Annotated in this window: 20 protein-coding genes and 1 tRNA gene; 1 reads left to right on the top strand and 20 read right to left on the bottom strand. The window is 62.8% G+C overall.

Annotated features, from left to right (window positions below; genetic code table 11):
* Nucleotides 1-402 precede the first annotated feature (402 nt).
* From rplT to recJ, 15 genes are all read right to left on the bottom strand, one after another.
* Nucleotides 403-762, bottom strand: a complete 360-nt coding sequence (rplT, locus tag FY258_RS07165; protein ID WP_006720998.1) for a 50S ribosomal protein L20 — start codon at nt 760-762, stop codon at nt 403-405.
* A gap of 42 nt (nt 763-804) precedes the next feature.
* Complete coding sequence (gene rpmI, locus FY258_RS07160; protein WP_006720997.1) at nt 805-1,002, bottom strand: 50S ribosomal protein L35; 198 nt, start codon at nt 1,000-1,002, stop codon at nt 805-807.
* A 30-nt stretch (nt 1,003-1,032) separates the two neighbouring features.
* On the bottom strand, nt 1,033-1,620 hold the full coding sequence (gene infC, locus FY258_RS07155; RefSeq protein WP_006723876.1) for a translation initiation factor IF-3: 588 nt from the start codon (nt 1,618-1,620) through the stop codon (nt 1,033-1,035).
* A 256-nt stretch (nt 1,621-1,876) separates the two neighbouring features.
* Nucleotides 1,877-1,962, bottom strand: a tRNA-Leu gene (locus FY258_RS07150).
* A 64-nt stretch (nt 1,963-2,026) separates the two neighbouring features.
* Nucleotides 2,027-2,893 carry a class II fructose-1,6-bisphosphate aldolase gene (gene fba / locus FY258_RS07145; RefSeq protein ID WP_118104563.1) on the bottom strand — a complete coding sequence of 289 codons (867 nt, stop codon included), beginning with the start codon at nt 2,891-2,893 and terminating at the stop codon, nt 2,027-2,029.
* A gap of 152 nt (nt 2,894-3,045) precedes the next feature.
* Complete coding sequence (locus FY258_RS07140) at nt 3,046-4,536, bottom strand: glycoside hydrolase family 1 protein (protein WP_118104561.1); 1,491 nt, start codon at nt 4,534-4,536, stop codon at nt 3,046-3,048.
* A gap of 138 nt (nt 4,537-4,674) precedes the next feature.
* On the bottom strand, nt 4,675-6,102 hold the full coding sequence (locus FY258_RS07135; RefSeq protein ID WP_118104559.1) for a glycoside hydrolase family 1 protein: 1,428 nt from the start codon (nt 6,100-6,102) through the stop codon (nt 4,675-4,677).
* A 69-nt stretch (nt 6,103-6,171) separates the two neighbouring features.
* Nucleotides 6,172-7,644: a glycoside hydrolase family 1 protein gene (locus FY258_RS07130; RefSeq protein ID WP_118104557.1), complete on the bottom strand. Its 1,473-nt coding sequence runs from the start codon at nt 7,642-7,644 to the stop codon at nt 6,172-6,174.
* Nucleotides 7,645-7,734: 90 nt separating this feature from the next.
* The gene (locus tag FY258_RS07125) at nt 7,735-9,033 is read right to left on the bottom strand and encodes a PTS sugar transporter subunit IIC (protein ID WP_118104556.1); all 1,299 of its coding nucleotides are present in this window, start codon (nt 9,031-9,033) and stop codon (nt 7,735-7,737) included.
* Nucleotides 9,034-9,187: 154 nt separating this feature from the next.
* The gene (locus FY258_RS07120; RefSeq protein WP_118104554.1) at nt 9,188-9,490 is read right to left on the bottom strand and encodes a PTS sugar transporter subunit IIB; all 303 of its coding nucleotides are present in this window, start codon (nt 9,488-9,490) and stop codon (nt 9,188-9,190) included.
* Nucleotides 9,491-9,566: 76 nt separating this feature from the next.
* Nucleotides 9,567-9,884: a PTS lactose/cellobiose transporter subunit IIA gene (locus tag FY258_RS07115; protein ID WP_118104552.1), complete on the bottom strand. Its 318-nt coding sequence runs from the start codon at nt 9,882-9,884 to the stop codon at nt 9,567-9,569.
* Between the two features lie 4 nt (nt 9,885-9,888).
* On the bottom strand, nt 9,889-11,811 hold the full coding sequence (locus FY258_RS07110) for a BglG family transcription antiterminator (RefSeq protein WP_118104550.1): 1,923 nt from the start codon (nt 11,809-11,811) through the stop codon (nt 9,889-9,891).
* Between the two features lie 200 nt (nt 11,812-12,011).
* The gene (locus FY258_RS07105; RefSeq protein ID WP_118104548.1) at nt 12,012-12,710 is read right to left on the bottom strand and encodes an MBL fold metallo-hydrolase; all 699 of its coding nucleotides are present in this window, start codon (nt 12,708-12,710) and stop codon (nt 12,012-12,014) included.
* A 313-nt stretch (nt 12,711-13,023) separates the two neighbouring features.
* A complete protein-coding gene (locus FY258_RS07100; protein ID WP_118104609.1) occupies nt 13,024-15,372 on the bottom strand; it encodes a RelA/SpoT family protein in 2,349 nt (782 codons plus the stop codon).
* A gap of 34 nt (nt 15,373-15,406) precedes the next feature.
* On the bottom strand, nt 15,407-18,751 hold the full coding sequence (gene recJ / locus FY258_RS07095) for a single-stranded-DNA-specific exonuclease RecJ (protein WP_118104546.1): 3,345 nt from the start codon (nt 18,749-18,751) through the stop codon (nt 15,407-15,409).
* 188 nt (nt 18,752-18,939) lie between these two features.
* On the opposite strand from recJ, the gene FY258_RS07090 reads away from it, so the two are divergent.
* Nucleotides 18,940-19,932 carry a bile acid:sodium symporter family protein gene (locus tag FY258_RS07090; RefSeq protein ID WP_259324486.1) on the top strand — a complete coding sequence of 331 codons (993 nt, stop codon included), beginning with the start codon at nt 18,940-18,942 and terminating at the stop codon, nt 19,930-19,932.
* Here FY258_RS07090 and FY258_RS07085 read toward each other — a convergent pair.
* The 5 genes from FY258_RS07085 to FY258_RS07065 all read right to left on the bottom strand — a co-directional run bounded on the left by FY258_RS07085 (nt 19,929) and on the right by FY258_RS07065 (nt 24,372).
* Nucleotides 19,929-20,606, bottom strand: coding sequence for a copper homeostasis protein CutC (locus FY258_RS07085; RefSeq protein WP_182279472.1), 678 nt, complete (start codon nt 20,604-20,606; stop codon nt 19,929-19,931). The two genes, FY258_RS07090 and FY258_RS07085, sit on opposite strands and share 4 nt — an antisense overlap.
* A gap of 234 nt (nt 20,607-20,840) precedes the next feature.
* Entirely contained in the window at nt 20,841-21,554 is a 714-nt protein-coding gene (locus FY258_RS07080) for an ABC transporter ATP-binding protein (protein ID WP_182279471.1), read from the bottom strand.
* A gap of 5 nt (nt 21,555-21,559) precedes the next feature.
* Nucleotides 21,560-22,411 carry an ABC transporter ATP-binding protein gene (locus tag FY258_RS07075; protein WP_118104540.1) on the bottom strand — a complete coding sequence of 284 codons (852 nt, stop codon included), beginning with the start codon at nt 22,409-22,411 and terminating at the stop codon, nt 21,560-21,562.
* Nucleotides 22,404-23,486, bottom strand: a complete 1,083-nt coding sequence (locus FY258_RS07070) for a branched-chain amino acid ABC transporter permease (RefSeq protein WP_118104538.1) — start codon at nt 23,484-23,486, stop codon at nt 22,404-22,406. Before FY258_RS07070 ends, FY258_RS07075 begins: the two co-directional genes overlap by 8 nt.
* A 4-nt stretch (nt 23,487-23,490) precedes the next feature.
* A complete protein-coding gene (locus tag FY258_RS07065; RefSeq protein ID WP_118104535.1) occupies nt 23,491-24,372 on the bottom strand; it encodes a branched-chain amino acid ABC transporter permease in 882 nt (293 codons plus the stop codon).
* Nucleotides 24,373-24,410: the final 38 nt, after the last annotated feature.

The raw sequence follows: 24,410 nt of genomic DNA, 5'->3' as shown, positions 1-24,410 counted from the left end.
CTCGGCCACCCGCGCGGCAAGGAGATATATTGCCAGAGTCCAAGCCGCTGTGTAGTGAGAATTAGCACTTCACATTTCCTCCATAAATGGGCTATTTGACCCTTTATATAAAGGAAGGTGCTTCAGGCGATCTTTCACCTTATATAGATGACGACCATTCGGTTCTCGTACATATATGCAGCGGTCATCTGTATCGAATACATACCCTGTTCCGGCCGGGCAATGCCGTGCCCCTCTCTTCCCCGCGCCGATCCGTCTAAACGCTTGGCAACTTCGCACAAGCCCAAAGAACGAAGGACCTCGAACTTGGCCTTTCTGGAGAGCGCCAAACCAGCTCGGGGATTGCGAGTGCATATAAGAAAACGGGACGTCCCATGCAGGGACATCCCGTTTAAAAGCACATTAGGCCTCGAGAGCCTTCTTGGCGATGGCGGCGAGCTCGTTGAAGGACTCGATGTCCTCATAAGCCATCTGAGCGAGGACCTTGCGATCGAGCTCGATGCCGGCGAGCTTCAGGCCGTGCATGAACTGGGAGTAGGAAATGTCGTTCATGCGAGCAGCAGCGTTGATACGAGTGATCCACAGGGAGCGAATCTCACGCTTCTTGTTGCGGCGATCGCGGTACTGGTACTGAAGGGAGTGCTGCACCTGCTCCTTGGCGTACTTATAGGAACGGGACGCCTGACCGTAATAACCCTTTGCACGGTTAAGGACGGTACGACGCTTCTTCTTGGCGTTCACAGCGCGCTTCACACGAGCCATATCTAATCAACTCCTAAATGAGATTACAGCGGTAAATACGGATTAACGGCCGGCGAGGCGGGCGTTGATGACCTTGGCGTCGGCAGCGGCCAGCTCGGTCTCCTGGCGGAAGCCACGCTTGCGCTTGGTAGACTTCTTGGTCAGGATGTGGCTCTTGTAAGCCTTGGCACGCATGATCTTGCCAGTGCCGCTGCGGCGGAAACGCTTCTTGCTGCCGCTGTGGGTCTTCATCTTAGGCATGGAAAACTCCTTCTAATACCTGGTGGTTAACTACTTATCGCTCGGCTCGGCATCGCCCTCGTTGTCGAAGGCGCCCTTGATCGGGGCGAGCAGCATGAGCATGTTACGGCCTTCCAGCTTGGGCTGGGACTCGACCGTAGCGAACGGTTTGAGGTCCTCTGCGAGGCGCTCGAGCACGTTCAGACCCTGCTCCGGATGGGCCATCTCGCGGCCGCGGAACATGATGGTGATCTTGACGCGCGCGCCCTTCTTGAGGAAGCGCAGGACGTGACCCTTCTTGGTCTCGTAATCGCCCACATCGATCTTCGGTCGGAACTTCATTTCCTTGACCTCGACCTTGGACTGGTTCTTACGAGCCTGCTTGGCCTTCATGGCCTGCTGGTACTTGAACTTGCCGTAGTCCATGACCTTGCACACGGGAGGCTCGGCGTTGGGCGCGATCTCCACCAAGTCAAGGTTCTGGTCGTCGGCGATGCGCTGCGCATCACGGGTGTCGAACAGACCCAGCTGCGATCCATCGACGCCGATGAGACGGACACGCGGGGCGCGGATCTCATCGTTGATGCGGGTGTCATCAGACTTAGCTATCTCAATACCTCCTTCTTGCAACTCGAACAAAAAACCCGGCCACCTAAACGGTATCCGGGTCTACAGATCTTGGGAGATGTACACACCGAGGTGCGGACATACATCTTGATTTGTACGACCAGACAGCTACCGATATGGCGCCGAAAGGTGGGGACCCACAGGTCCCTCTTTCCTGCTGGAAAACCAGCGACTTGTGAATCATACCACGGAACGCATTTGCTCCATGGTTTCATCACGAGAATACCGCCTCCCTCGATCTTGCATCAAAGGGATGCGAACGCGCATATGGTGCCCGAGGTGAGAGTCGAACTCACACGCCCTCGCGGGCGGAGGATTTTGAGTCCCCTGCGTCTGCCATTCCGCCACTCGGGCATAAAAAATGCGCTGAGCTATGGTACCACAGCCCAGCGCGCGCATCAAAGCTGAAATGAATCAGTTACGCCTTGTTGACGGAGCCGAACTCCTCCATGAGCTCCTTGGCGCGGGCCACGATGGCCTCGCGACCGGGCTTGAGCACCTTGCGGGGATCGAAGCCCTTGCCCTCGAGGTCCTTGCCGGCCTCGATGTACTCACGGGTGGCAGCGGCGAAGACGAGCTGCAGGTCGGTGTTCACGTTGATCTTGGAAACACCGAGGGAGATGGCCTTCTGGATCTGGTCCACCGGGATGCCGGTGCCGCCGTGGAGAACCAGCGGCAGGTCGCCCACGGCCTCCTTGATGGCAGCCAGAGCGTCGAAGGACAGGCCGGCCCAATCCTCGGGGTACACACCGTGGATGTTGCCGATGCCGCAGGCGAGGAAGTCCACGCCCAGCGCAGCGATCTGCTTGCACTCCTCGGGGTCGGCGATCTCGCCCTGGCCCACGATACCGTCCTCGACGCCGCCGATACCGCCGACCTCGGCCTCGACGGAGATGCCCTTCTCGTGGGCGATCTTCACGATCTCAGCGGTGCGGTCGAGGTTGATCTGGAAGGTCTCCTCGTGGGAGCCGTCGTACATGACGGAGGTGAAGCCGGCCTCGATGCACTCAAGGCAGTTCTCGTAGGTGCCGTGATCGAGGTGCAGGGCGACCGGGACGGTCACGCCAGTGGCCTCGACGGCGGCCTTCACCATGTCGGCGCAGACCTTGAAGCCACCCATCCACTTGGCGGCGCCAGCGGAGCACTGGATGATCAGCGGGGACTTGGCCTCCTCGGCGGCCTGGAGGATGGCGAGCGTCCACTCCAGGTTGTTGGTGTTGAACGCACCGAGGGCGTAGTGACCGGCCTCGGCATCCTTCAGCATCTGAGCTGCATTGACGAGCATATTGGACCTCCCATTGTCCATACTCTGAACGGTAAACGTAAGCATTCTACCACGCGAGCGGCGATGCCGATGCGCGATAGCGCCAGCAATGCATCCGATTGCGCGGCTTCCGCTGATGCGGGGCACCTGCGCCCCGCACGCTTTGGTGCGGACTATTCCTCGAACAGGCTGGCTCCGTTGGTCTCGATGACGTTCTTGTACCAGTAGAAGCTCTTCTTGCGGATGCGATCGTAGGTACCGTGGCCATAATCGTCGGCATCGACGTACACGAAGCCGTAGCGTTTCGACATCTGGATGGTCGAGTTCGAGATGAGGTCGATCGGACCCCAAGTGGTGTAGCCCATGAGCTCGACGCCGTCCTCGTGAATCGCCTTGTACGCCTCGCGCAGGTGCGCGGCGAGGTAGTCGATGCGATACTGGTCGTCGATCGTCCCATCGGGCCCGACCTCATCATGCGCGCCGAGACCGTTCTCGACGATGAACAGGGGCTTGCGGTACCGGTCATACAAATCGACAAGGGATATGCGCAGGCCGACCGGATCCATCTGCCAGCCCCAATCGGAACTCGGCAGATACGGGTTCTTGATACCCTGGACGGTGTTGCCGGCAGTGACCTCGGCCTCCTCATGATGGACGCCCGCCGCGCACCCGGAGCTGTAATAGGAGAAGGACACAAAGTCGACTGGATAGGCCTTCATGACGCGAAGGTCCTCATCGGTCATCTTGATGTCAAACCCCTTGTTCTTGTACATCGCCGTGAGATAGGCGGGGTACTCGCCGAACACCTGGACATCACCGTAGCAATAGGTGGCGCGCTCGCGCTGCTGAGCCGCGAGGACGTCGGCGGGATGACAGGTATATGGGTAGAACGTGAGCTTGGTGAGCATGCACCCCACCTTGGAGCCGGGAATGTTCTCGTGGCAGATCTTCGTCGCAAGCGCGCTCGCCACGAACTGATGGTGCATCGCTTGGAAGAGGACCTCCTCAAATTCGTCTGCGGCAAAGCGGCTCTCGATGAGACCGCCGGTCATGAACGGGTGTCGCAGGATCGAGTCAACTTCGTTGAAGGTGAGCCAATACTTGACCTTGCCGGCATAGCGCTTGGTGATGACGTCGACGTAGCGGCAGAAGAACTCGATTGACTCGCGGCTGTACCAGCCGTTGTACTTACGGCAGAATTCCAGCGGCGGCTCATAGTGGCTCATGGTGACGAGCGGCTCGATACCGTACTTGGCGCACTCATCGAACACCCTGTCGTAGAACGCAAGGCCCGCCTCGTTGGGCTCCGCCTCATCTCCGTTGGGGAAAATGCGGCTCCACGCGATAGACATGCGGTACACCTTGAAGCCCATCTCGGCGTAATAGGCGATATCCTCCTTGTAGCGATGGTAGAAATCGGCGCCGAGACGCTTGGGGTACGCTGCGTCATCTTGAGAGACGAGGGCCGCGTCGATCATCTCGTCCGTGATATCGCACAGGCCATGGACGTCCATGAGCTCCTTGAGCGACTTGGGGTCGGCGAATTTCTGAACATCCGCCGTAGACGGGCCCTTGCCGTCAAGATTCCACGCGCCCTCGCACTGGTTCGCGGCGGTGGCGCCGCCCCACAGGAAGCCCTCGGGAAAGGCTTTCGATTCAGACATTGATACTCCTTTCACTCGGCCACGGGCACGCCCGCGCCGTCGGATTGGCAGAGAGAACGCCGCGCACGGGGCGGCGGACCGAAGGGACGCACCGTCTCGCGCATGCGCGTGACGGTGCCGCCAATGGCGGGACATCCCCTACAGCACCTCGCCGTTGCTCTCGATGACCTTCTGATACCAAGCAAAGCTCTTCTTGCGGCTGCGAGCCATGGTACCCGTCCCATCGTCATGCTTGTCGACGTACACGAAACCGTAGCGCTTGGCCATCTCGCCGTCGGCGTTGCTCACCAGGTCGATGCAGCCCCACGGGGTGTAGCCCCACACCTCAACGCCGTCGACAATTGCCTCTCCCATTGCCTTGATATGTTCGCGCAGGTACTCGATGCGGTAGTCGTCCTCGATCGCGCCGTCGGGGCCGACCTCATCACGACAGCCGAGGCCGTTCTCGACGACCATGATGGGGATTTGGTAGCGCTCATACACCTGATTGAGCATGATCCGAAGGCCCGCGGGGTCGATTGGCCACTCCCATGCCGTCTCTTTGAGGTACGGGTTCTTCGCGCCGCCGAGCAAGTTGCCGCTCGTCTCTTGGGACGCATCGGTGGAGGCGCACTGGCTCTGATAGTAGCTGTGCGTGTAGAAATCAACCGTCCCCTGCTTGAGAATCTCAAGGTCACCTGGGGCCATATCGATCTCAACGCCCTCCTCGTCCCACATGCGGCGGGCGAAATACGGGTATTCGCCACGAACTTGGACATCGGAGCAATAGTAATTGCGATACTGGTTGCGCTCGCGGGCGAGCTCGACGTCGGCGGGATTGGGGGTGAGCGGATAGGCGAGCATGTAGGCGATCATGCAGCCCATCTTGTTCTCGAGGTCTATCTCGTGGCCCGCCTTCACCGCCAGGGCGCTCGCCACGAACTGATGGTGAAGCGCCTGATAGCGCTGCTGGGGATTGTCGGGCTGATGGCGCAAGTCGGGATCGCCCGTGAGGATGCCGAGGCTCATGTACATGCCGATGGGCATCATGCCCGCGTTGATCTCGTTGAAGGTCAACCATTTGCGGCAGCGGCCGCGATAGCGCCTCATGACGGTCGTCGCGTACTTCACATAGAGATCGATGGTCCCGCGCGATGCCCAGCCGTTTTGACGTCGCGCGATGGCGAAGGGCATCTCATAGTGCGACAGGGTGACCAACGGCTCGATACCGTAACGCTCCAATTCATCGAAGACGCGATCGTAGAACTCCAGGCCAGCCTCATTCGGCTCATCCTCGAACCCCGTCGGATATATGCGAGGCCAATTGATGGAAAAGCGGAAACACTTGAACCCCATCTCCGCCAAAAGGGCGATATCCTCTTTGTAATGGTGGTAGAAGTCGACGCCGTCATGACAGGGATACAGCCTGTTGGGATCCAACTCGGGCGTGATCTGACGTGGCGTGTGGTGATTGCCGTTCGTCGCCATGTCCATGCAACTGGGACCCTTGCCGTCAACGTCCCAGGCACCCTCGAACTGATTGGCAGCGGTTGCACCGCCCCACAGGAACCCATCGGGGAACTTCATGTCAATTCCTTTCAATCGCTCGCCTGTTGAAGAAGGCGGATCGGACGCATGCCCGATCCGCCCACACGGTTACGCCAAGTCGGCGCCATTGGTCTCGATGACCTTCTTGTACCAGTAGAAGCTCTTCTTGCGGCTGCGGGCGTACGTCCCGTTGCCATCGTCGTCGAGATCGACGTACACGAAGCCGTAACGCTTGGACATCTGGCAGGTGGACATGGACACAAGATCGATGCACCCCCACGGCGTATAACCCATGACATCGACGCCCTCCTCGATGGCGGCGCCGATCGCCTTGATGTGCTCGCGGAAGTAGTCGATGCGATAATCGTCATCGATCGTACCGTCCTCGTTGACCGTATCGTATGCTCCGAGGCCGTTCTCCACGATGAACAGGGGCTTGTGATAGCGGTCCTGCATGTCGATCAAGGCGTACGTCAGGCCGTCGGGGTCGACCTGCCACCCCCAATCGGAAACGGGGAGATAGGGGTTCTTCACGCCCGTGGCGAGGTTGCCGCCGACCTTCTCGCGCTGCTCGGCATCAATGGAGTCGACCATCGACATGTAGTAGGAGAAGGAGACGAAGTCGACCGGGTACTGTTTGAGGATGGCCTCGTCACCCTGTCCGAACTCGACGTGGATACCCGCGCGCTCCCAATACTTGAGCACATGGGCGGGATACTCACCGAGCACCTGGACATCGCTATAGAAGTAATTGTCGCGGTTGGTCTTCTGAGCGAGAAGCATGTTCTTCGGGTTGCAATTCTCCGGATAGGTGAGGGTGCGCGTCACCATGCAGCCCATCTGAGCCCCGGGGACCATTTCATGCAGCATCTTAGTCGCCAGGGCGCTTGCCACGAACTGGTTGTGAACGCACTGGTAGATAAGCTCCTCGCGCTTTTCCGGCGCATAGCGGTCGGTGCACACGCCGATGGTCGTCCAGGGGTGGCGGAAGACGGAGTCGATCTCGTTGAAGGTGAGCCAATAGGTCACGTACTCGCCGAACTCACGGAAGCACACCTCGCAGAAGCGCAGGAAGAAGTCGATGACCTCGCGCTTGCCCCAACCGTCGTAGTGATTGGCGAGGTAGAGCGGCATCTCATAGTGGTGCAGGGTCACGAGCGGCTCGATATCATGCTCGCGCAGGGTGCGGAACAGGTCGCGGTAAAAATCGATGCCGGACTGCAGCGGCTCGGCCTCGGTTCCCGTGGGAAACAGACGGGTCCATTGAATCGAGACGCGCAAGGTTTTGAAGCCCATCTCGGCGAACAACTCGATATCCTCTTTGTAGCGATGATAGAAGTCGATGCCATGGCGCTTGGGATACATGTGCGTGTCGGCGGACTCCTCGGCCTCGGCGATCTGCTCGCTCGTGATGCCGTGGAGCGCCGCGTAGTCCTTCTTGTCGACATGCGGCTTGTACGTGGTGCAGTCGGCGACGGACAGGCCCTTGCCGTCGACGTCCCAGGCGCCCTCGCACTGGTTGGCAGCAGTCGCGCCGCCCCACAGGAATCCCTTGGGGAATACGGAATCGGTTGTGGACATGCGAACCTCCTCGAAAACCGGCGCAAACGTCTGAGCGCCGAGGTTTAAAAAAGGGGCCACGCAAGCGCGGCCCCTGGGATGACGAAGTGCTTAGGCAGCCTGGGCCTCGGCAGCTTCCTTCTCCGCCTGACGGTTGGCCATCATGACGAACGGAATCCAGATGAGCGTGCCGACGACCAAGATGATGAGCTGGACGACGACGCCCTGCCAACCATGGCCGATGAAGCCATTGAGCAGAATCGGGATACCGAAGGGCACGTCGACCGTGTTGCACGGCAGGAAACCGATGTTGGTGGCGAACACCGCGATGGCCGCCTGAACGGGCGTGCACAGGATGAACGGAATGGCGAAGGTGGGGTTGAGCACCAGCGGGAAACCGAAGACGATGGGCTCGGAAATACCGCAGATACCAGGGAGAAGACCGAGCTTGGCGATGGCACGGTGATCCTCACGCTTGGAGAACATCAGCGTGGCGAGGATGAGGCAGAAAGTGCCACCGGCGCCGCCGAGGGTCAGGAAGGCGTTCCAGAAGCCCATGGTGAAGATCTGGTCGGGCTGCGTGCCAGCGGCGAGCGCGGCGGTGTTGGCGGCGATAGCGGCGGCGAACATCGGGTTGCGGACCGGGGTGACGATCAGGCCACCGTGGATACCGAGCACCCAGAAGAGGTTGGAGACCAGGACCAGGCCCATGATGCCGAACGGGGTGTTGAAGAGCGCCTCGAGCGGGGCCTGCATGATGGCGTAGATGAAGTCGCCGACATACTGGCCGGTGCCCATGCGGAAGAAGATGCCGAACAGGGAACTGACGACCAGGGTGATGAACACCGGGATCATGATGTTGAAGGAGTTGGCGATACCGGCGGGAACCGACGGAGGCATCTTGATCTTGATGGCCTCGATGGTGGTGAGCCAGCAGAACAGCGAGGTGAAGATCAGGGCGGTGGCCATGCCGACGAACAGGCCCTGGGCGCCGAAGGTGGTGTTGAGCATGCCCGCGATGGGGGTATCGAGACCGTCGACGGTGATGGTGGTGGCGCACATGGAGATATAGGCAGCCACACTGACCACGCCGGAAGCCTGCTCGGGGCCGTTCTTGGCCTTGGCGAGGTTCTGGGCGATCAGGAAGATGATGGGCAGCGTCATGAACGACATCGTGCAGAAGTTGACGGCGTCGAAGGCGGGCTGCAGCGCGGCAAGCTGGGGAACCCAAATCGCCAGACCGGTCGTGGTCGAGGAGATCAAGACCTTGAGTAGAGTGCCCATCGAGCCGATGATGATGAACGGCATGAAGGACGTGAAGGCGTCCTTGATGGCCATGAGGTACTTGTTGTCGCCAACGACCTCAGCCACCGTCATCATTGCGTCTTCGAACTTCTCTCCGAAAGACATGATGTACCTCCTAAGGGGTATAAAGGAATGGAACATGGGGGCGCATCGCCCCACCCGGCGTCGTCGCGATCTCTTCACCTCCGCGTCGGCACCGAGCATATGTCTCGCATGGGCGCGCCCTCTCGCGGCGCGCCCATGCGTTACGACCGAGGTTCTAAGCGTTGACCAGGTCCTCCGCCTGCTTCAGGACAGCAGCCCCGTCGGCGCGGCCATAGGCGACGGCGTCGATGACCGCGACGGGTGCCTTGCCGTCGACGAGCTTGGTCATCTTGCGCTGCATATGGCGAACCTGGGGACCGAGCAGCAGGACATCGAAGCTGCCGAGCTGATCGGCGACGGCGGTGGTGTTGTCTGCCCAGATCTTGTAATCCTTGCCCTGGTCGGCAGCGGCCTTCTCCATCGCGTTCACGAGGATGGAGGTCGACATTCCAGCGCAGCATGCCAGCATGATGTTCATGACTGACTCCTTTCTTCAGCGCCCCCTTTGGGCGCCAATTGAACGACGAACGTGAATGAATCGGATTTCCCAGAAGTTACTTGGCCTTGACCTCGCGGTACAGGTCGATCATGCGCTCGGCGATATCGGCGGCCATGATCGCCATGGTGAGATGGTCCTCGGCATGGATGAGGATGATGTTGATGTCGACGGAATCGCCGTTCGCCTCAGCTTGGGTGAGGGCGAACTGCATCTTGTGAGCCTCGCCCATCTCGGCCTGGGATTCGGCGAGCAGTCGCTCGGCCTCATCGAATTCCCCGTCAGCCGCGGCGTCGATCGCCATAAGGGCGGAGGATTTCGCATTTCCGGCGTGAAGGATGATCTGAAGGGCGTTTTCGTATTTGGACTCGTCCATGGGACTACTCCTTTTCAGTAGCGGGTGAATAGATATCGATCACATCGAGAAGCGTCGCGAAGTCCGGATTCGACACGAGCTTCTGGATAGCCTCACGGCTGGTGAGCAGGCGCGCCATGCTGCGATAGAAGGTATCGAGCTTCTTGTTGCGCTGGGCAGAGACGGAGACGAGGAAAACCGCCTGCACGTCCTGGTGGTTCCAGATGACGGGCTGCTCGAGCACCGCCACGGCGACGAAGGTGGAATCGGTGACGGGGGTCACCGGGTGGGGCATGGCGACCATGTTGCCAAAGCAGGTCTGCGCGAGCTCCTCGCGGCGCTCGACAAGCGCGCGGAAGTTCGCCGGCACGTCGTGCACCTCGGCGACGCGCTCGCACAACGCGTCGAGCACCTCGCCTTTGTCCTTCGCGCGCAGCGGTCCCATGAAGAGGCGCTCGTCGAAGTGAGCGGCCAGCGGCGCCGCGGCGGCCGCTTCGCCTGACAGGATGCGGCGCACGCTGTTCACGTCCTCGTCATCGAGGAAATACTTCACCTCGCGGACGGGCACGGGGAGCTTGCACTCCAGGGGGACCGTGGTGAACACATAGTCGATACCCGTCAGATCGCGGCTGGGTACACGCGCCACATCGCAGGTCTCGATGCGGTCGAGCCAGGTGCCGAACTCCTGACGGTAGCGCCACTCAAGCAGGCGCGCGCTGCCCTGGCCGCTCGCGCACACCACGAGGATGTTCTTGCGCGGGCGCTCGCTCTTCTGGCGCTCGATGGCCAGGGCGAAGGCGAGGGCGATGTAGCCGACCTCGTCCTCGGACAAGGTGTTGCCGTACTCCTCGGCCAAGATGCAGGAAGATTCCAGCGCCATGGAGTAGGCCACGGGGAACCGCTGCTTGATATCGGACAGCAGCGGGTTGTTGATATGCATGCGATAGCGCAGGCGGACCGACAGCGGCACGATGTGACGCGCCAGGTTCATGCGCAGCTCGAGGTCTGTGCGGAAATCGAAGCGAAAGGCATTCCAGACCATCTCGAGCATACGTGAGACCACGTTCCACACGTCATCGGAGATGACGAGGTTGCAGTCGTCCTCGGAACCGGGCGTGTACAGCGTCTGCTTACTCGCCAGATGAATGGCGATGTAGCCGACCTCCTCCTCAGGGAGCTCGACATCGAGCTTGTCCTGCACGGCACGGGCCACCTTCCCGGCAAGCGCATACTCGGCAGTTGCTCGGAGCTTGTCGAGGTATTCGGGCTCCATCGGGACGTAACAGTTCGCGCGGATGCGCTCGACCGCCACTGCGATATGAACGAGCAGGTTCTGGTAGGCAGCGGAGTTGATTTGAAAGTTCTCCTCGGAAAGGGCGTCGCTCACGCAGTGCGCGATGACGTCGAGGGGGACGGCGGGCGACCCGCCTTCGCCGACGATGCCGTTGAGGGTCAAGTTGGCGAGGCACAGGCGACGGGACATCTCAGGCCCCGTCACCCGAATGCCATAATGGGGGCGCTTCTCAAGGTCGAGATCGAAACGGCGCAAGGTGGCGGCGACTTGCTTGAGATCCGTCGTGATCACATTGCGAGACACGAACAAGATGCTCGCAAGGTCGTCGACGGTGATCCAATCGGCGCGCGAGAGCAGGTCGTTCAAGAGATAATCGACGCGTGCCTCGGGCGTGGTGGGGACGGCTTCCTCCCCCGCACGAGCGTCACGGGCCTTCATGGCGGCGAACGCCGAGGCGTTGATGACCCTGAGCGAGTAACCGCCGCCGCGCCTCTTCTCTATCTGCGCGCAACCGCCGAGGGCCTCGTTGGTCTTGCGGACATACGTGCGCACGCTGCGGTCGCTCACGGAAAACCGCTCGGCAAGATCGGAGGGTTCGATATCGGGATGCGCCTCGATGACGTCGATCAATTTGATGTCCTTGCCGTCGAGCATGCGCACTCCCCTCCCTGGTCACCACCGCATCTGCTTGCGTTTCGTTCTCTACGATTCATACCTTACCGACCGCCCCCCACAAGTTCCACACCGCGGTTTTCCAGATAAGTTGGAAGCTTTTCCAATAAATAGAAAAATACCCATCTAGCAGGTCATATATGCCAGATGGGTACTTGTTTTGGAAGCCCTTTGCAGGGGTGTCACCGATAATGGCGAAGCCTCCGGCGCATGAAAAGGTTGTTTTCGAGCTCATCGCCGATGGTGGTCGTGCCGTTGTGTCCAATCAGGCACAGGGTGTCGGCGGGCAGGAAGCGGCCCATCTTGCCAAGCGAGTCGATGACCTCCTTCTCGCTGCCGCCAGCGAGATCCGTGCGACCATGCGCCCCGGGGAACAGCGTATCGCCCACGAAGGCAACATCGCCGGTGTCCGCCGCGCAGAAGAGCACGATACCGCCGGGCGTGTGGCCGGGGGTCGCCATGACCTGCAGAGTCACATCACCGAAGGAAACGACGTCGCCCTCGTTGAGCAGACGGTCGGGCGCGGGCGGCAGCTCGTGGTCGAAGCCCCACATCTCGCGCATGTCCGCGATGGCGCGCTCCATGATCGCGGCATCCGCCTCAGAGATGAGGAACGGGACGCCCTCGCCGAGTGCGCGGCGCAAGCCGGCGACGCCGCCGATGTGATCGGCATGCCCGTGTGTGCAGATGATGGCGCTCACGCGGGCGCCCGGGCAGCGCTCGGCGAACGCCTCGGCGAGCCTCTCGCCCTCCCAGGCGGGGTCGATGATCACGGCCTCGTCCCCACTCACCGCGAAATACGTGTTGGTCTGGATGGGACCGTTCGCCACGCAGTGGATGGCGAGGCTCCCCTTCCTGTCCATATCAAACGTCATGTCCATAACGCGCTCCCGTTCTTATTCAATACTCAGCAGAGCTCAATTTTACCCACGGCAACCCCCGAGATTGCCTATGCCTACTCGAAGATTGCCTATGCCCACTCGGGGATTGCCTGTTGCCGGTCGGGGATTGCCTATGGAAACCCGCCGTTCGGACCGCTCAAACGGCAGATATCCATAGGCAATTCATCGCTTCGCATGCCTTTCAACTGCAGCCAGCATGTCGCACTTTGCACCTGTCCCCAATTGCACCCCCAATTGCGCCTGCCTCCCGATGCGGCCGTCCCCATTTGAGACGGTTACCCATTTGAGAGGTTCAGCGGCGGCGCTTCATGGTCTTGTTGCCCTCACCGGGCATGAGGCGACGGGCATCGTACACGCTCTCGACGGCACCGATGGCGCCGAGAAGCGGGTCGAGGCGGCTCGCGTCGGAGATCTCGATGAGGAAGCGCAGCGTCGCGATGCCCTCGCGGTTGGTGGACGTGGCCGCGGACAAGATGTTGCCGCCTGCGTCCCCGATGGCGATGGTGACGTCCTTGAGCAGGCCCATACGGTCGATGCACTCGACGACGACCTCGACCTGGAAGAGCGCGTCCGCACCGGTGTCCCAGCTCACGCCGATCATCCGCTCGGGATGCTCCATGAGCCCCTTGACGTTGGGGCAGGTGGCGCGATGCACGGAGACGCCGCGACCGCGGGTGATGAATCCCACGATGTCGTCGCCCGTGACGGGGTTGCAGCAATGCGCGAGGCGCACGAGCATGCTATCGCCCTCGGCACCCTCGACCAACACGCCGCAATTGCCCTTGGAGCGCTTGCCGTGCGCGCCGCCCGTGCGGGGAGGCTGATGCACGACGCTCGCGATGGCCTCCGCCTTGGCGGTGGCGGTGTCCTGCTGCTTGGGATCGAGGATGGCCTGGACCTTGTTGCCCACGGCGCGCGGCTGGACCTTGCCCGCGCCGACGGCGGCGAACAGGTGCTCCAGGCTCTTGTAGTTGAGATCGCCCGCGACCGCGTTCAGGGCGCGCGTGGAGCGGGGCGTGGAGATGCCGTACCCGCGCTTGCGCAAATCGCGGGAGAGCATCTCGCGGCCCGCGGCGGCGTCCTCGTCCTTGGTCGCCGCGGCGAAATAGCGGCGGATCTTCGATTTTGCGCTCGGCGTCTTGACGATGTTGAGCCAGTCGCGCGAGGGCTTTGCGTTCTTGTTCGTGAGGATCTCCACGCGGTCGCCCATGGACAGCTCATGGGTGAGCGGTGCCACGGCGCCGTTGACGATGGCTCCCACGCAATGGTTGCCGACCTCGGTGTGGACCGCGTAGGCGAAGTCGAGCGGCGTGGACCCCACACGGAGGTTCAACACCTTCCCCTTGGGGGTGAAGACGTAGATCTCCTGGTCGTAGAGGTCGACCTTGAGCGCGTGCAGGAACTCCTTGGGGTCCTCGATCTCATCGCTCGCGGCCCAATCGAGGCTGCGTTTGAAAGCGTTGATCTGGTCATCCAAGCTCTGGGCGCCGGCGTCCTTGGTGGCGCTCGAACCGCCCGAGCGCTTGTAGAGCCAATGCGCGGCGATGCCGTATTCGGCCTGCTCGTGCATCTCGTACGTGCGAATCTGAATCTCGAGCGGACGTGCCGTGGGACCGATGACCGTAGTGTGCAGGCTCTGGTAGTTGTTGGCCTTGGGCATGTTGATGTAATCCTTGAAGCGCCCGGGCACGGGCGTCCACAGGGAGTGCGCGGCACCGAGCGTGGAATAGCAATCGACGACGCTCTTGGTGATCACGCGCAGAGCGACCAGGTCGTAGATCTCGGAGAACTCCTTGCCCTTGCGCTTCATCTTCTGATAGATCGACCAGTAGTGCTTGGAGCGGCCCGTGATCTGGTAACCCTCGATACCGGCGCGCTTCAGCTCGTCGTCGAGCGCCTTGATGGTCTCGGTCAAGAAGCGCTCGCGGGCCTCGCGGCTCTCGCTCACCATACGGGCGATGCGCTGGTACGCCTCGGGCTCGAGGTAGAAGAAAGACAGGTCCTCGAGCTCCCACTTGATGGAGCTCATACCCAAGCGGTCGGCGAGCGGCGCGTAGACGTCCATGGTCTCGCGCGCCTTGAACAAGCGGCGATCGGCGGGCAGCGCCGCCAAGGTGCGCATATTGTGCAGTCGGTCTGCGAGCTTGACGATGACCACGCGGATGTCGCGGCTCATGGCGAGGAACATCTTGCGCAGGTTGAGCGCCTGCTTGCCGTCCATGGTATCGACGTCGATGTTGGTGAGCTTGGTCACGCCGTCCACGAGATCGGCGACAGTCGCGCCGAAGAACGCCGTGACGTCCGCGAGCGAGGTGGTGGTGTCCTCGACCGTGTCGTGCAGCAGTGCCGCGCAAACTACGTCGCAGTCCATCTTGAGCTCGGACAAGATGATGGCCACCTCTACCGGATGGTTGATGTAGGCCTCGCCGCTGCGGCGCTTCTGCGCGCAATGCTTCTCGGCGGCGAAACAGTACGCCTGCTCGACGAGGGCGCAATCCTGCTCCCCCATGTACTTGCGCACCAATGAGGCTAGTCGATCGTAGCTGTCCGCCTGGAACTCGGTGGGCAAATCGTCCGCATGCGCGTAATGCACCATCTCGGCGCTCGGGCGCAGAGATTCGGCACCCGCCTTGTACTCCATGGCCTTGTCCGGATGGGTCCCTGTGGCCGTCTGTTTATCCATTGACGGCACCCCCCTCGTGTACCTGCGGTGTTATGGGACGGTTGATGCGTGTCAGCATATCATGCGCGGACGCGGAAAGCGCCCAGTCGCGGAAGGCAGAGAACTCTCGGCGGGCGTGAAGGCCCTCGAGATACAGAATCGAGCGATTCAGGTCGACATGGCCGGGGTTCTCGACCATCTCGATGGCCCGGACATCGTCATCGCCGGCCACGTGTGCAAAGCCGAGTTCCTCGAAAATGGCCAGGCCGCTGGGCACCGCACGTTCGTCGACGGGCGTGCGGGCATCGACTGCCAGGCACATCTGCGCGATGTCGAGGTCGCTCGCGGGCAGTGGGCCCGTGGGCGCCCCGCCGCGATGGCGGCGCCACATGGTCTGCAGCGCGCGATACAGCGTCACCAACTCGCGACGATCGGGGGCCGCGGCGTCCAAAAGCCGCTCGTTGATGCGCGCGTCGCGGCCGGAGTAGAGCAGGTGGATGCTGGCGGGCGCCCCATCGCGCCCCGCGCGGCCGCTCATCTGATTGAACTCGATATCGCCAAAGGGCATATGGTAGAGGACCACATGACGGATGTCGGGAATGTTCACTCCCTCGCCAAAGGCGGAGGTGGATACGATGCATGCGAGCTCGCCGTCTCGGAAGGCGGCCTCGACGGAGGCGCGCTCGGGCCGTGTGAGTCCCGCATGGTAAAACGCGATGCGGGCGCCCAACTCAGGCACTCGACGGCGCAACGTACGGCACAACGCCTGGGCCTGATCGCGCGAGTTCACGTACACCACGCTCTTCTGCCCCGTGGCGACAATCGACACCAGCCTGTTCTCGCGGCTGGAAAGATCGCGGCCGTCGTCGAGCTCCAGATTCTCGCGCACAGCGGCGTCCACGACCTGGGAGTCGACGGGCAAAAGGCGGCAAATCTCGGCCGTGACCTCGGCCGAGGCGGTCGCAGTCACCGCAAGCACAGTTGGATCGAGCAGGTCGTGCAGGATCTGGGGCATGTCGAGGTAGGCCGTACGGTCGCCGCCCTTGGCGCCCGCCACATGATGGGCCTCGTCCACAACCACGAACCCGATGCGGCGAGACGCGGCGAAGCGCGCGCGATGAATGGAAAGGAACTCGGGCGTGGTGAGGACGATGTCGAGCTTCCCGCCCCCCAATAGGGAGAACGCGCGGTCGCGCGCAGCTGTGGGTGTGTCACCCGTGAGGACGCCCACGCGGACTCCGAGGGAGGCGAGCGTCTCCTGCAGATGATAGGCCTGATCGGTCACAAGCGCGCGAAGCGGGTAGACGAAGATGCTCGCGGAGCCGTTGAGTATCGCCTCTCGAACCGCATGGACGTGGAAGATGAGGGACTTACCACGGCCCGTGCCCATCACGGCGAGCACTCCGCGACGCTCTTTGAGGGCGTCGAGTGCCTCCATCTGCGCGCGATGGGGCTCGGCCGGACCGATGAACGTGTGAATGAGACTGCGCGTGAGCTGCTCGTAGGGAAGACGCGCCAACGCGGCGCGGCGATCGGCGTCGACCGGGACCGCGCACGGGCGGACGCACGCGGGCTTCGACGCGCGGTCCCCCTCCCCCGCCCGCTCTCCGACTCGGACAAGGGCCTCGTCCGCGGAGACGGGCTCCTCACACGAGCGGCACAGGATGTCCTTGACCATGAGCTTGGGCTTCACACGCCCTTGCCAGCACTCGGCAACCGCCTCGAACACAAGGTCGACCACCGTATCGCAATTCACCAGTTGCTCGACCTCGGGCGCCCGGAACATGATCGCCGGCACGCTCGCGGCTCCATCCGTGGCGATAAAGCGCATGTGGTCGCCCGTCTTGCCCACGACCGCGCGGTCACACATCGTCACACCGCGGGCGGCCAGCAGGGGGACGCGATTTCCCTGGCCGAATGGCTCGAGCATTCCGATCTGACGGATGGTCTCGATGTCGAGCTCGTCGAGCCCCACCGTGGCGGCAATCTCGCCCCGGTCCTCGAAATCCTCGGCCGGAAGATCGGCCAGCACCGCGTTCAAGCGGTCGCGTAGGGCGTCGAGGTTCTCGACCGCGCAGGTGACGCCGACGGCGCCGGCATGGCCTCCGAAGCGAATGAGCAGGTCGGAGCACTTCTCCACCGCCTCGAACAGGTTCACGCTACCCACCGAGCGGCCCGATCCACGGGCAACGCCGTCCTCGATGGAGAACAGCAGCGCCGGCACGTGATAACGGTTGACCAGACGGCTCGCAACGATGCCCTTCACACCTTCGTGCCAGCCCTCCCCGCCCACAACAATGGCGCGGCCGCCGTCGTACGTGCGCTCGGCGAGCTCCTCGGCCTGACCGGTGAGCTCGGCCTCGATTGCACGGCGCTGTTGATTTATCTCCTCGAGCGCAGCGGCGAGGCGGCCGGCCTCCACGGCATCGCGGGCGAGTAGCAAGTCGAGGGCGAGCGTCGGGTCCGCCATGCGACCGGCTGCATTCAAGCGCGGGATGAGGGAGAAGGACAGCGCATCTGCCGTGATGGTGGACAGGTCGGTCCTGGTGATCGCCGCCAGGGCGATGTAACCGGGACGGGCGGTCGCGCGCATATGCGCGATACCGTCGGCCACGAGGGCGCGGTTCTCGGGCGTGAGGCACATCATGTCGCTCACCGTGCCGAGCGCGGCGACCTCCGTATAGGAACGCCAGAGCTGCGGCTGCCCCAGACGCTCGCCCAGGATCTGGACGAGCTTGAGGGCCACTCCGGCACCCGCGAGCTCGCGGCTGGGGCTCTCGTCGACCATCTTGGGGTCGGTCACCGGAATGCCCACGGGAACGAGATCGGACGGCTCGTGGTGGTCGGTCACCACGATGTCGATCCCGCGGCCGGCAAGCGCCACCACCTCGTCGCGTGCGGCGATTCCATTGTCCACCGTGATGACGAGGGAGGGCTCACACGCCTCGACCACGCGGTCGAGCGCCTGGGCCGTGAGGCCGTATCCCTCCTCGAAGCGGTGGGGAATGAAGGGGTGCACGCATGCGCCGAGCTGACGCAGGGCCTCGGTCAACAGGCAAGTCGAGGTGATGCCGTCCACGTCGAAATCGCCGAACACCGCAATGACCTCGCCGTCGCGCACGGCGCGCTCCACACGGGCGGCCACCTCGGCCATACCGGGGATGATGAGCGGGTCGGCCCAGTCGCGCTCGAGGGAGGGGGTGAGGAAGAGCCTGCCCTCCTCGACGCCGCCGATCCCATGCGCGACCATGATGCGCGCGACCAAAGGCGCGACGCCGAGAGCGGAGGCGAGCCGCTCCTCGAGTTCGGGATTGTTGGGGGCAATGCACCAGCGGTGCGTGGTGGAAAGCGAAGCCATGCGATCAAATCCTTTGTCGCCCGCTACGGCGGGCATGCACGTTGAACGAGTCAAAGTATACACGTGCGTTCCGACAAGAATCTCACCCGCTCGGCGAACGCGCCGCAGCGGCCGGCACGGGGCCCGTAACGAAACGGCAATGCGCGCGGGGTATGCTGGGTACCCAAAGACCGAATGAGGAGGCCGGCATGGAAGCATGGAAGCGGCTTGGAGGATTCATCGGGGCGAACATGCCCGTCATCGTCGTGGGATGCGTCGCCACGGGCGTGCTGTTCCCACGCGAGCTCGCCTGGCTCGAACCGCTCGTCCCGGCCCACTTCGCCTTCATGACGTTTCAAGGATCCCTCGGTAACACCTTGGGTCAACTCGGCGAGGTACTCCGCCATCCGGCGCCACTGCTCGCCATCCTCGGCGTGACCCTCGTCGCCATGCCCGCCCTCGCGTTCCTCCTGTCGAGCGCGATCTTCGCCGGCAACACCGACATCGTCACCGGGATTTTGATCGAGTACAGCGTCCCCATAGGAATCGTCAGCTTCATGTGGGTGGGCATGTTCTCGGGCAACACCGCCCTCGGCCTGACGGCGATCCTCGTCTCCACCCTGGTGTCGCCGATCACCATCCCGCTCACGCTCAAGCTGCTCATGGGAGCAAGCATCGACGTCGATGCACCGGCCATGATGTTCGACATGACGCTCATGATCGCGGCGCCGGCGCTCGTCGGCATGATCGTGAACGACCTCACGAGAGGCTGGGGGCGCGACGTGCTCTCGCCCGTCGCCGCCCCGCTCTCCAAGATATTCCTCGTGCTCATCATCACGTCGAACTCGACGGCCATGAGCGAGTACGTTCTGCACATGACCTGGATGCGACTGGGCGTCGCGCTATTCATCCTGTTGTTCACGCTGAGCGGCTTTGCCTGGGGCGCACTCATGGCCCGGGTCCTGCGCGTGAACGCGTCCACGGCCGTGACGATGAGCTTCGATTGCGGCCTGCGCAACATCTCGTCGGGCGCCGTGATCGCCACGCGTTATTTCCCGGGAGAGGTCGTGTTTCCCGTCATGTGCGGAACTTTGTTCCAGCAGCTACTGGCGTCGCTGGTGGGACGCACCATGACTCGCGCGGTCGAGCGGGGGAACGCACTGCAGAGACAAGAGGGCCGAAGCGACGAGGGACGCGGCTAGAGGACGACGATCTTGGTGCCGTGCAGTTCATCGACACCCAGGGCACTCGCAACCTGTTCCGCGTTCTTTGCGGTGATGCCGCCGCCGGGCAGGATCGTGAGGCGATCGCCCGCATGGGCGATCAGGGCGCGGAGGTGCTCGTAGTTGTCCTCGATGGGCGTGTTGGCCGGACCGCCATGCGTGAGAATGTGGTCGACCCCGAGCTCCGCCAGCGCATCGATCGCGGCGAGCTGCTCGGTCTCATCGAGTGCATCGAACGCCATGTGGAACGTGATGCCGAGTTCGCGGCCGCGCATCTCGCCCACACCCTGAGCGACCTTGACGAGACGGCCGGTGGCATCGAGGTCGAGCTCGAAGCCCTTGCCCTTGGAGCGGCGCTTGAGGCAACCGAGGACGACGCCGTCGACGCCGTTGGCACCCGCGTAGCGGATGTCGGTCTCCATCGCCCTCATCTCCGCCTTGGAATAGTCGAAGTTGCCGCGACGGGGGCGGATGATCACACGGAGCTCGGCCCCCTCGTGCTCACGCACGATGCGCACAGCCTGCTCGATCACGCCGGCGGACGGCGTGGTACCGCCCTGGGCGAGGTTGTCGCACAGCTCGATGCGATCGGCACCGGCACGCAGGGCCGCCTCGATATTGGTGAAGTTCTCGGCGCAATATTCGAACAGCATAAGGTCTCCCAAAAGTAGAAACGTTTGCCCCCAGGATAGCGCACGCCCCTGCGTCGCGATTGGGAACAGGCGCAAATTGCGACATTGGACGTACTTCGATTCGCGCTGATTCCCAAAAAACGCCCACTCCCGTGCGGCGGCGACGCATGAAAATGCGCGCCTCCCGCCGGATGGCATTGCGGGAGGCGCGCTCAGGCAGGGACGCTCGTCTCGGGTACGGATCCGAGGCGAACGTCAGCCACCGAGATAAGCGCGACGGACGTCATCGTTGTGCAAGAGCTCCTCGCCCGTGCCGGAGAGCGTGACCTTGCCCGTCTCCATCACGTAGGCGCGGGTGGCGATCGAAAGCGCCATCTGGGCGTTCTGCTCGACGAGCAGGATCGTGGTGCCCGCCTCGTGCAGCTCCTTCACGATCTGGAAGATCTGCTCGATGAGAATGGGAGCCAGGCCCATGGAGGGCTCGTCGAGCATGAGCAGGTGTGGGCTGCTCATAAGGGCGCGACCCATGGCGAGCATCTGCTGCTCGCCGCCGGACAGCGTGCCAGCCACCTGCCTACGGCGCTCCTTCAGGCGCGGGAAATGCGCGTAGACGCGCTCCAGGCCGGGGGCGATCTCGGCGTTGGGACGTGTATAGGCGCCCATTTCGAGGTTCTCCTCGACGGTCATCTGAGCGAAGACACGGCGCCCCTCCGGGACGTGCGCCAGACCGCGAGACACGAGCTTGTCGGCGGGGGTGCGCATGATATCCTCGCTCATGAATTCAATGGAACCGGTGTTGGAGCGCAGAAGGCCGGAGACGGTCTTCAGCGTGGTGGACTTGCCGGCGCCGTTCGCGCCGATGAGCGCCACGATCTCACCGTCGGACACCCGGAATGAAACGTCCTTGATGGCGTGGATCGCGCCGTAATATACGTTGATGTCCTCGACATTCAGAATGCAATCGGCCATGGCCCTTACGCCTCCTTCCGCTTGCCGAGATACGCCTCGATAACGGTCTCGTTGTTCTGGATCTCCTCGGCGGTGCCCTTGGCAATCACCTTGCCGAAATTGAGCACGCAGATACCCTCGCAGATATTCATGACGAGGTTCATGTCGTGCTCGATGAGCATGATCGCGATGTTGAAGGTGTCGCGGATCTTGACGATGTTCTCCATGAGCTCGACCGTCTCGGACGGGTTCATGCCGGCGGCGGGCTCATCGAGCAACAGCAGGCTGGGGTTGGTGGCGAGCGCGCGCACGATCTCCAGGCGGCGCTGGGCACCGTAGGGCAGGCTTCCGGCCTCGTGGTTCGCCAGGTCCTGCATGTCGAAGATCGACAGCAGCTCCAGGGCGCGCTCGTGGGCCTCGCGCTCGCGCTTCCAGTACGAAGGCGTGCGCAGGATGCCCGAGACCGTGGAGTAGGCCTTGGTGTTGTGCAGGCCGACCTTCACGTTCTCCTCCACCGTCATGGTGTTGAACAGGCGGATGTTCTGGAAGGTGCGGGCGATGCCCATGCGGTTCACCTGGTGCACGGTCTTGCCGCTCGTATCGTTGCCGTTGAGCAGGATGGTGCCGCGCGTGGGCGCATACACCTTGGTGAGCAGGTTGAACACCGTGGTCTTGCCGGCGCCGTTGGGGCCGATGAGGCCGGCGATCTCGGTCTTGCCGATGGTGAGGTTGAAGTCGTCGACCGCCTTGAGGCCGCCGAAGTCGATGCCCAAGTGCAGCGCCTCCAGGACCGGCGCGGAGTTGACGTCGCGCTCGGGCACGATGGAGTGGCTGGGCACGGGCACCATCTTGCCGCGTTCGAACTCGAACTTAGACATCGGCGCTCACCTCCTCTTTCACGGCCTTTCGCTTGGGTGTGAAGCGCGCCACGAAGCCCTTGATGGTGTCGTTGTTGGAGACGATCATCACGAGGATCAAGACGATGGCGTACACGAGCATGCGGTAGTCGGAGAACTGGCGCAGGGCCTCGGGCAGGATGGTGAGGACCGTCGCCGCCAGGATGGAGCCGCGCATGTTGCCCAGGCCGCCGAGCACCACGAACACCAGGATGAGGATGGACATGTTGAAGTCGAACTTGGTGGCGGACAGCTGGGAGAAGCTGTTGCCGAACAGGGCGCCGGCTGCGCCGGCGAGCGCGGCGGACACCACGAAGGCGATCATGCGGTACTTGGTGGTGGAGATGCCCACCGACTCCGCGGCGATGCGGTTGTCGCGCACGGCCAGGATCGCGCGGCCGGTGCGGCTGCGCACGAGATTCAGCACGACCACCAGCGCGACCATGACGAGCACGAACCCGGCGAAGAACGTCGAGATCATCTCGGTGCCCGAGGCGCCCTGGGCGCCCTTGATGATGGCCGTGCCCGTCTCGGTGAGGCCGAGGTCGTCGACGGTGAGCTTGCCGGTGAGGTTGAAGGCGACATGCAGGCCGTGCTCGTCCACGCCCACGATCAGGCAGGTCACGATCTCCTTGATGATCTCGCCGAACGCGAGCGTCACGATGGCGAGGTAGTCCCCGGACAGGCGCAGGACCGGGATGCCGATGAGGAAACCGGCCAACGCCGCCGAAGCGGCGCCCACCACGAGGGCGATCGCGAGGCGGACCGTGTCGTTGGGGATGGCCTCGGACAGGCTCATGGCGGCGACGATGCCGCTGTAGGCGCCCACGCTCATGAAGCCCGCATGGCCGAGCGAAAGGTCGCCCGCCACGCCGACGACCAGGTTGAGCGAGACGGCCATGACGATGTAGGCGCAGATGGGCACGAGCTGGCCCACGATCATGCGCGGGATCATGCCGTTGGCCTTCATGACGCTGATCAGCGCGAAGGCGAGGACGACCATGGCGTAGGTGGCAAGGTCGCGGCGCGTCTTCTTGTCTTTGAGGAACTTCGGCATGGCGCTACACCTTCTCGGGGACGTACTTGCCGAACAGGCCGGCGGGCTTGACGAGCAGCACCACGATGAGCACGCCGAACACGATAGAGTTGGCGAGGCTGGTGGAGATGTAGGCCTGGGCCATGGCCTCGATGATGCCGAGCAGGATGCCTCCCACGAACGCGCCGGGGATCGAGCCGATACCGCCGAAGACGGCCGCGGTGAAGGCCTTGATGCCGGGCATGGAGCCCGTGGTGGGCTGCAGCACCGGGGAGTAGGAGCACAGCAGGACGCCGGCGATGGCGGCGAGCGCCGAGCCGATGGCGAACGTCATCGAGATGGTGCGGTTCACGTTGATGCCCATGAGCTGGGCGGCCGCCTTGTCCTCGGACACGGCGCGCATGGCCTTGCCCATCTTGGTCTTGCCAGTGAACCACATGAGGCCTGCCATGATGACCAGGCACGCGATCACGGTCACGAGTGAGACCGCCGAGACGTTGTAGGCCTTGAGGAACTCAGGCACCGGGAAGCTCACGATGGACGTGAAGTTCTTGGGAGTCGCACCCCAGACGAGCTGGGCGGCGTTCTGCAGGAAATACGAGACGCCGATGGCCGTGATGAGGACCGCCAGGGGACCGGCCTGGCGCAGCGGCTTGTAGGCGAGCCCCTCGATGAGGATGCCGAGCGCCGTGCAGACCGCGACCGCCGCCAGCACCGAGACGACGGCGGGCAGGCCCAGGTACGAGGTGACGCAGAACGAGACGTACGCACCGATCATGATGACGTCGCCGTGCGCGAAATTCAGCATCTTGGCGATGCCGTACACCATGGTGTAGCCGAGCGCGATGATCGCGTACACGCTTCCCATGGACAGACCGTTCACCAGGTACTGCAAAAAGACCGTCATGGTACCTCTCCCCCTTTCGCAGACAGGCGCCGCATGGG

Origin of the sequence: Collinsella intestinalis (assembly GCF_902364775.2) — a bacterium.
GTDB lineage: Bacteria > Actinomycetota > Coriobacteriia > Coriobacteriales > Coriobacteriaceae > Collinsella.
This window is presented reverse-complemented; position numbering and strand designations above follow the sequence as displayed.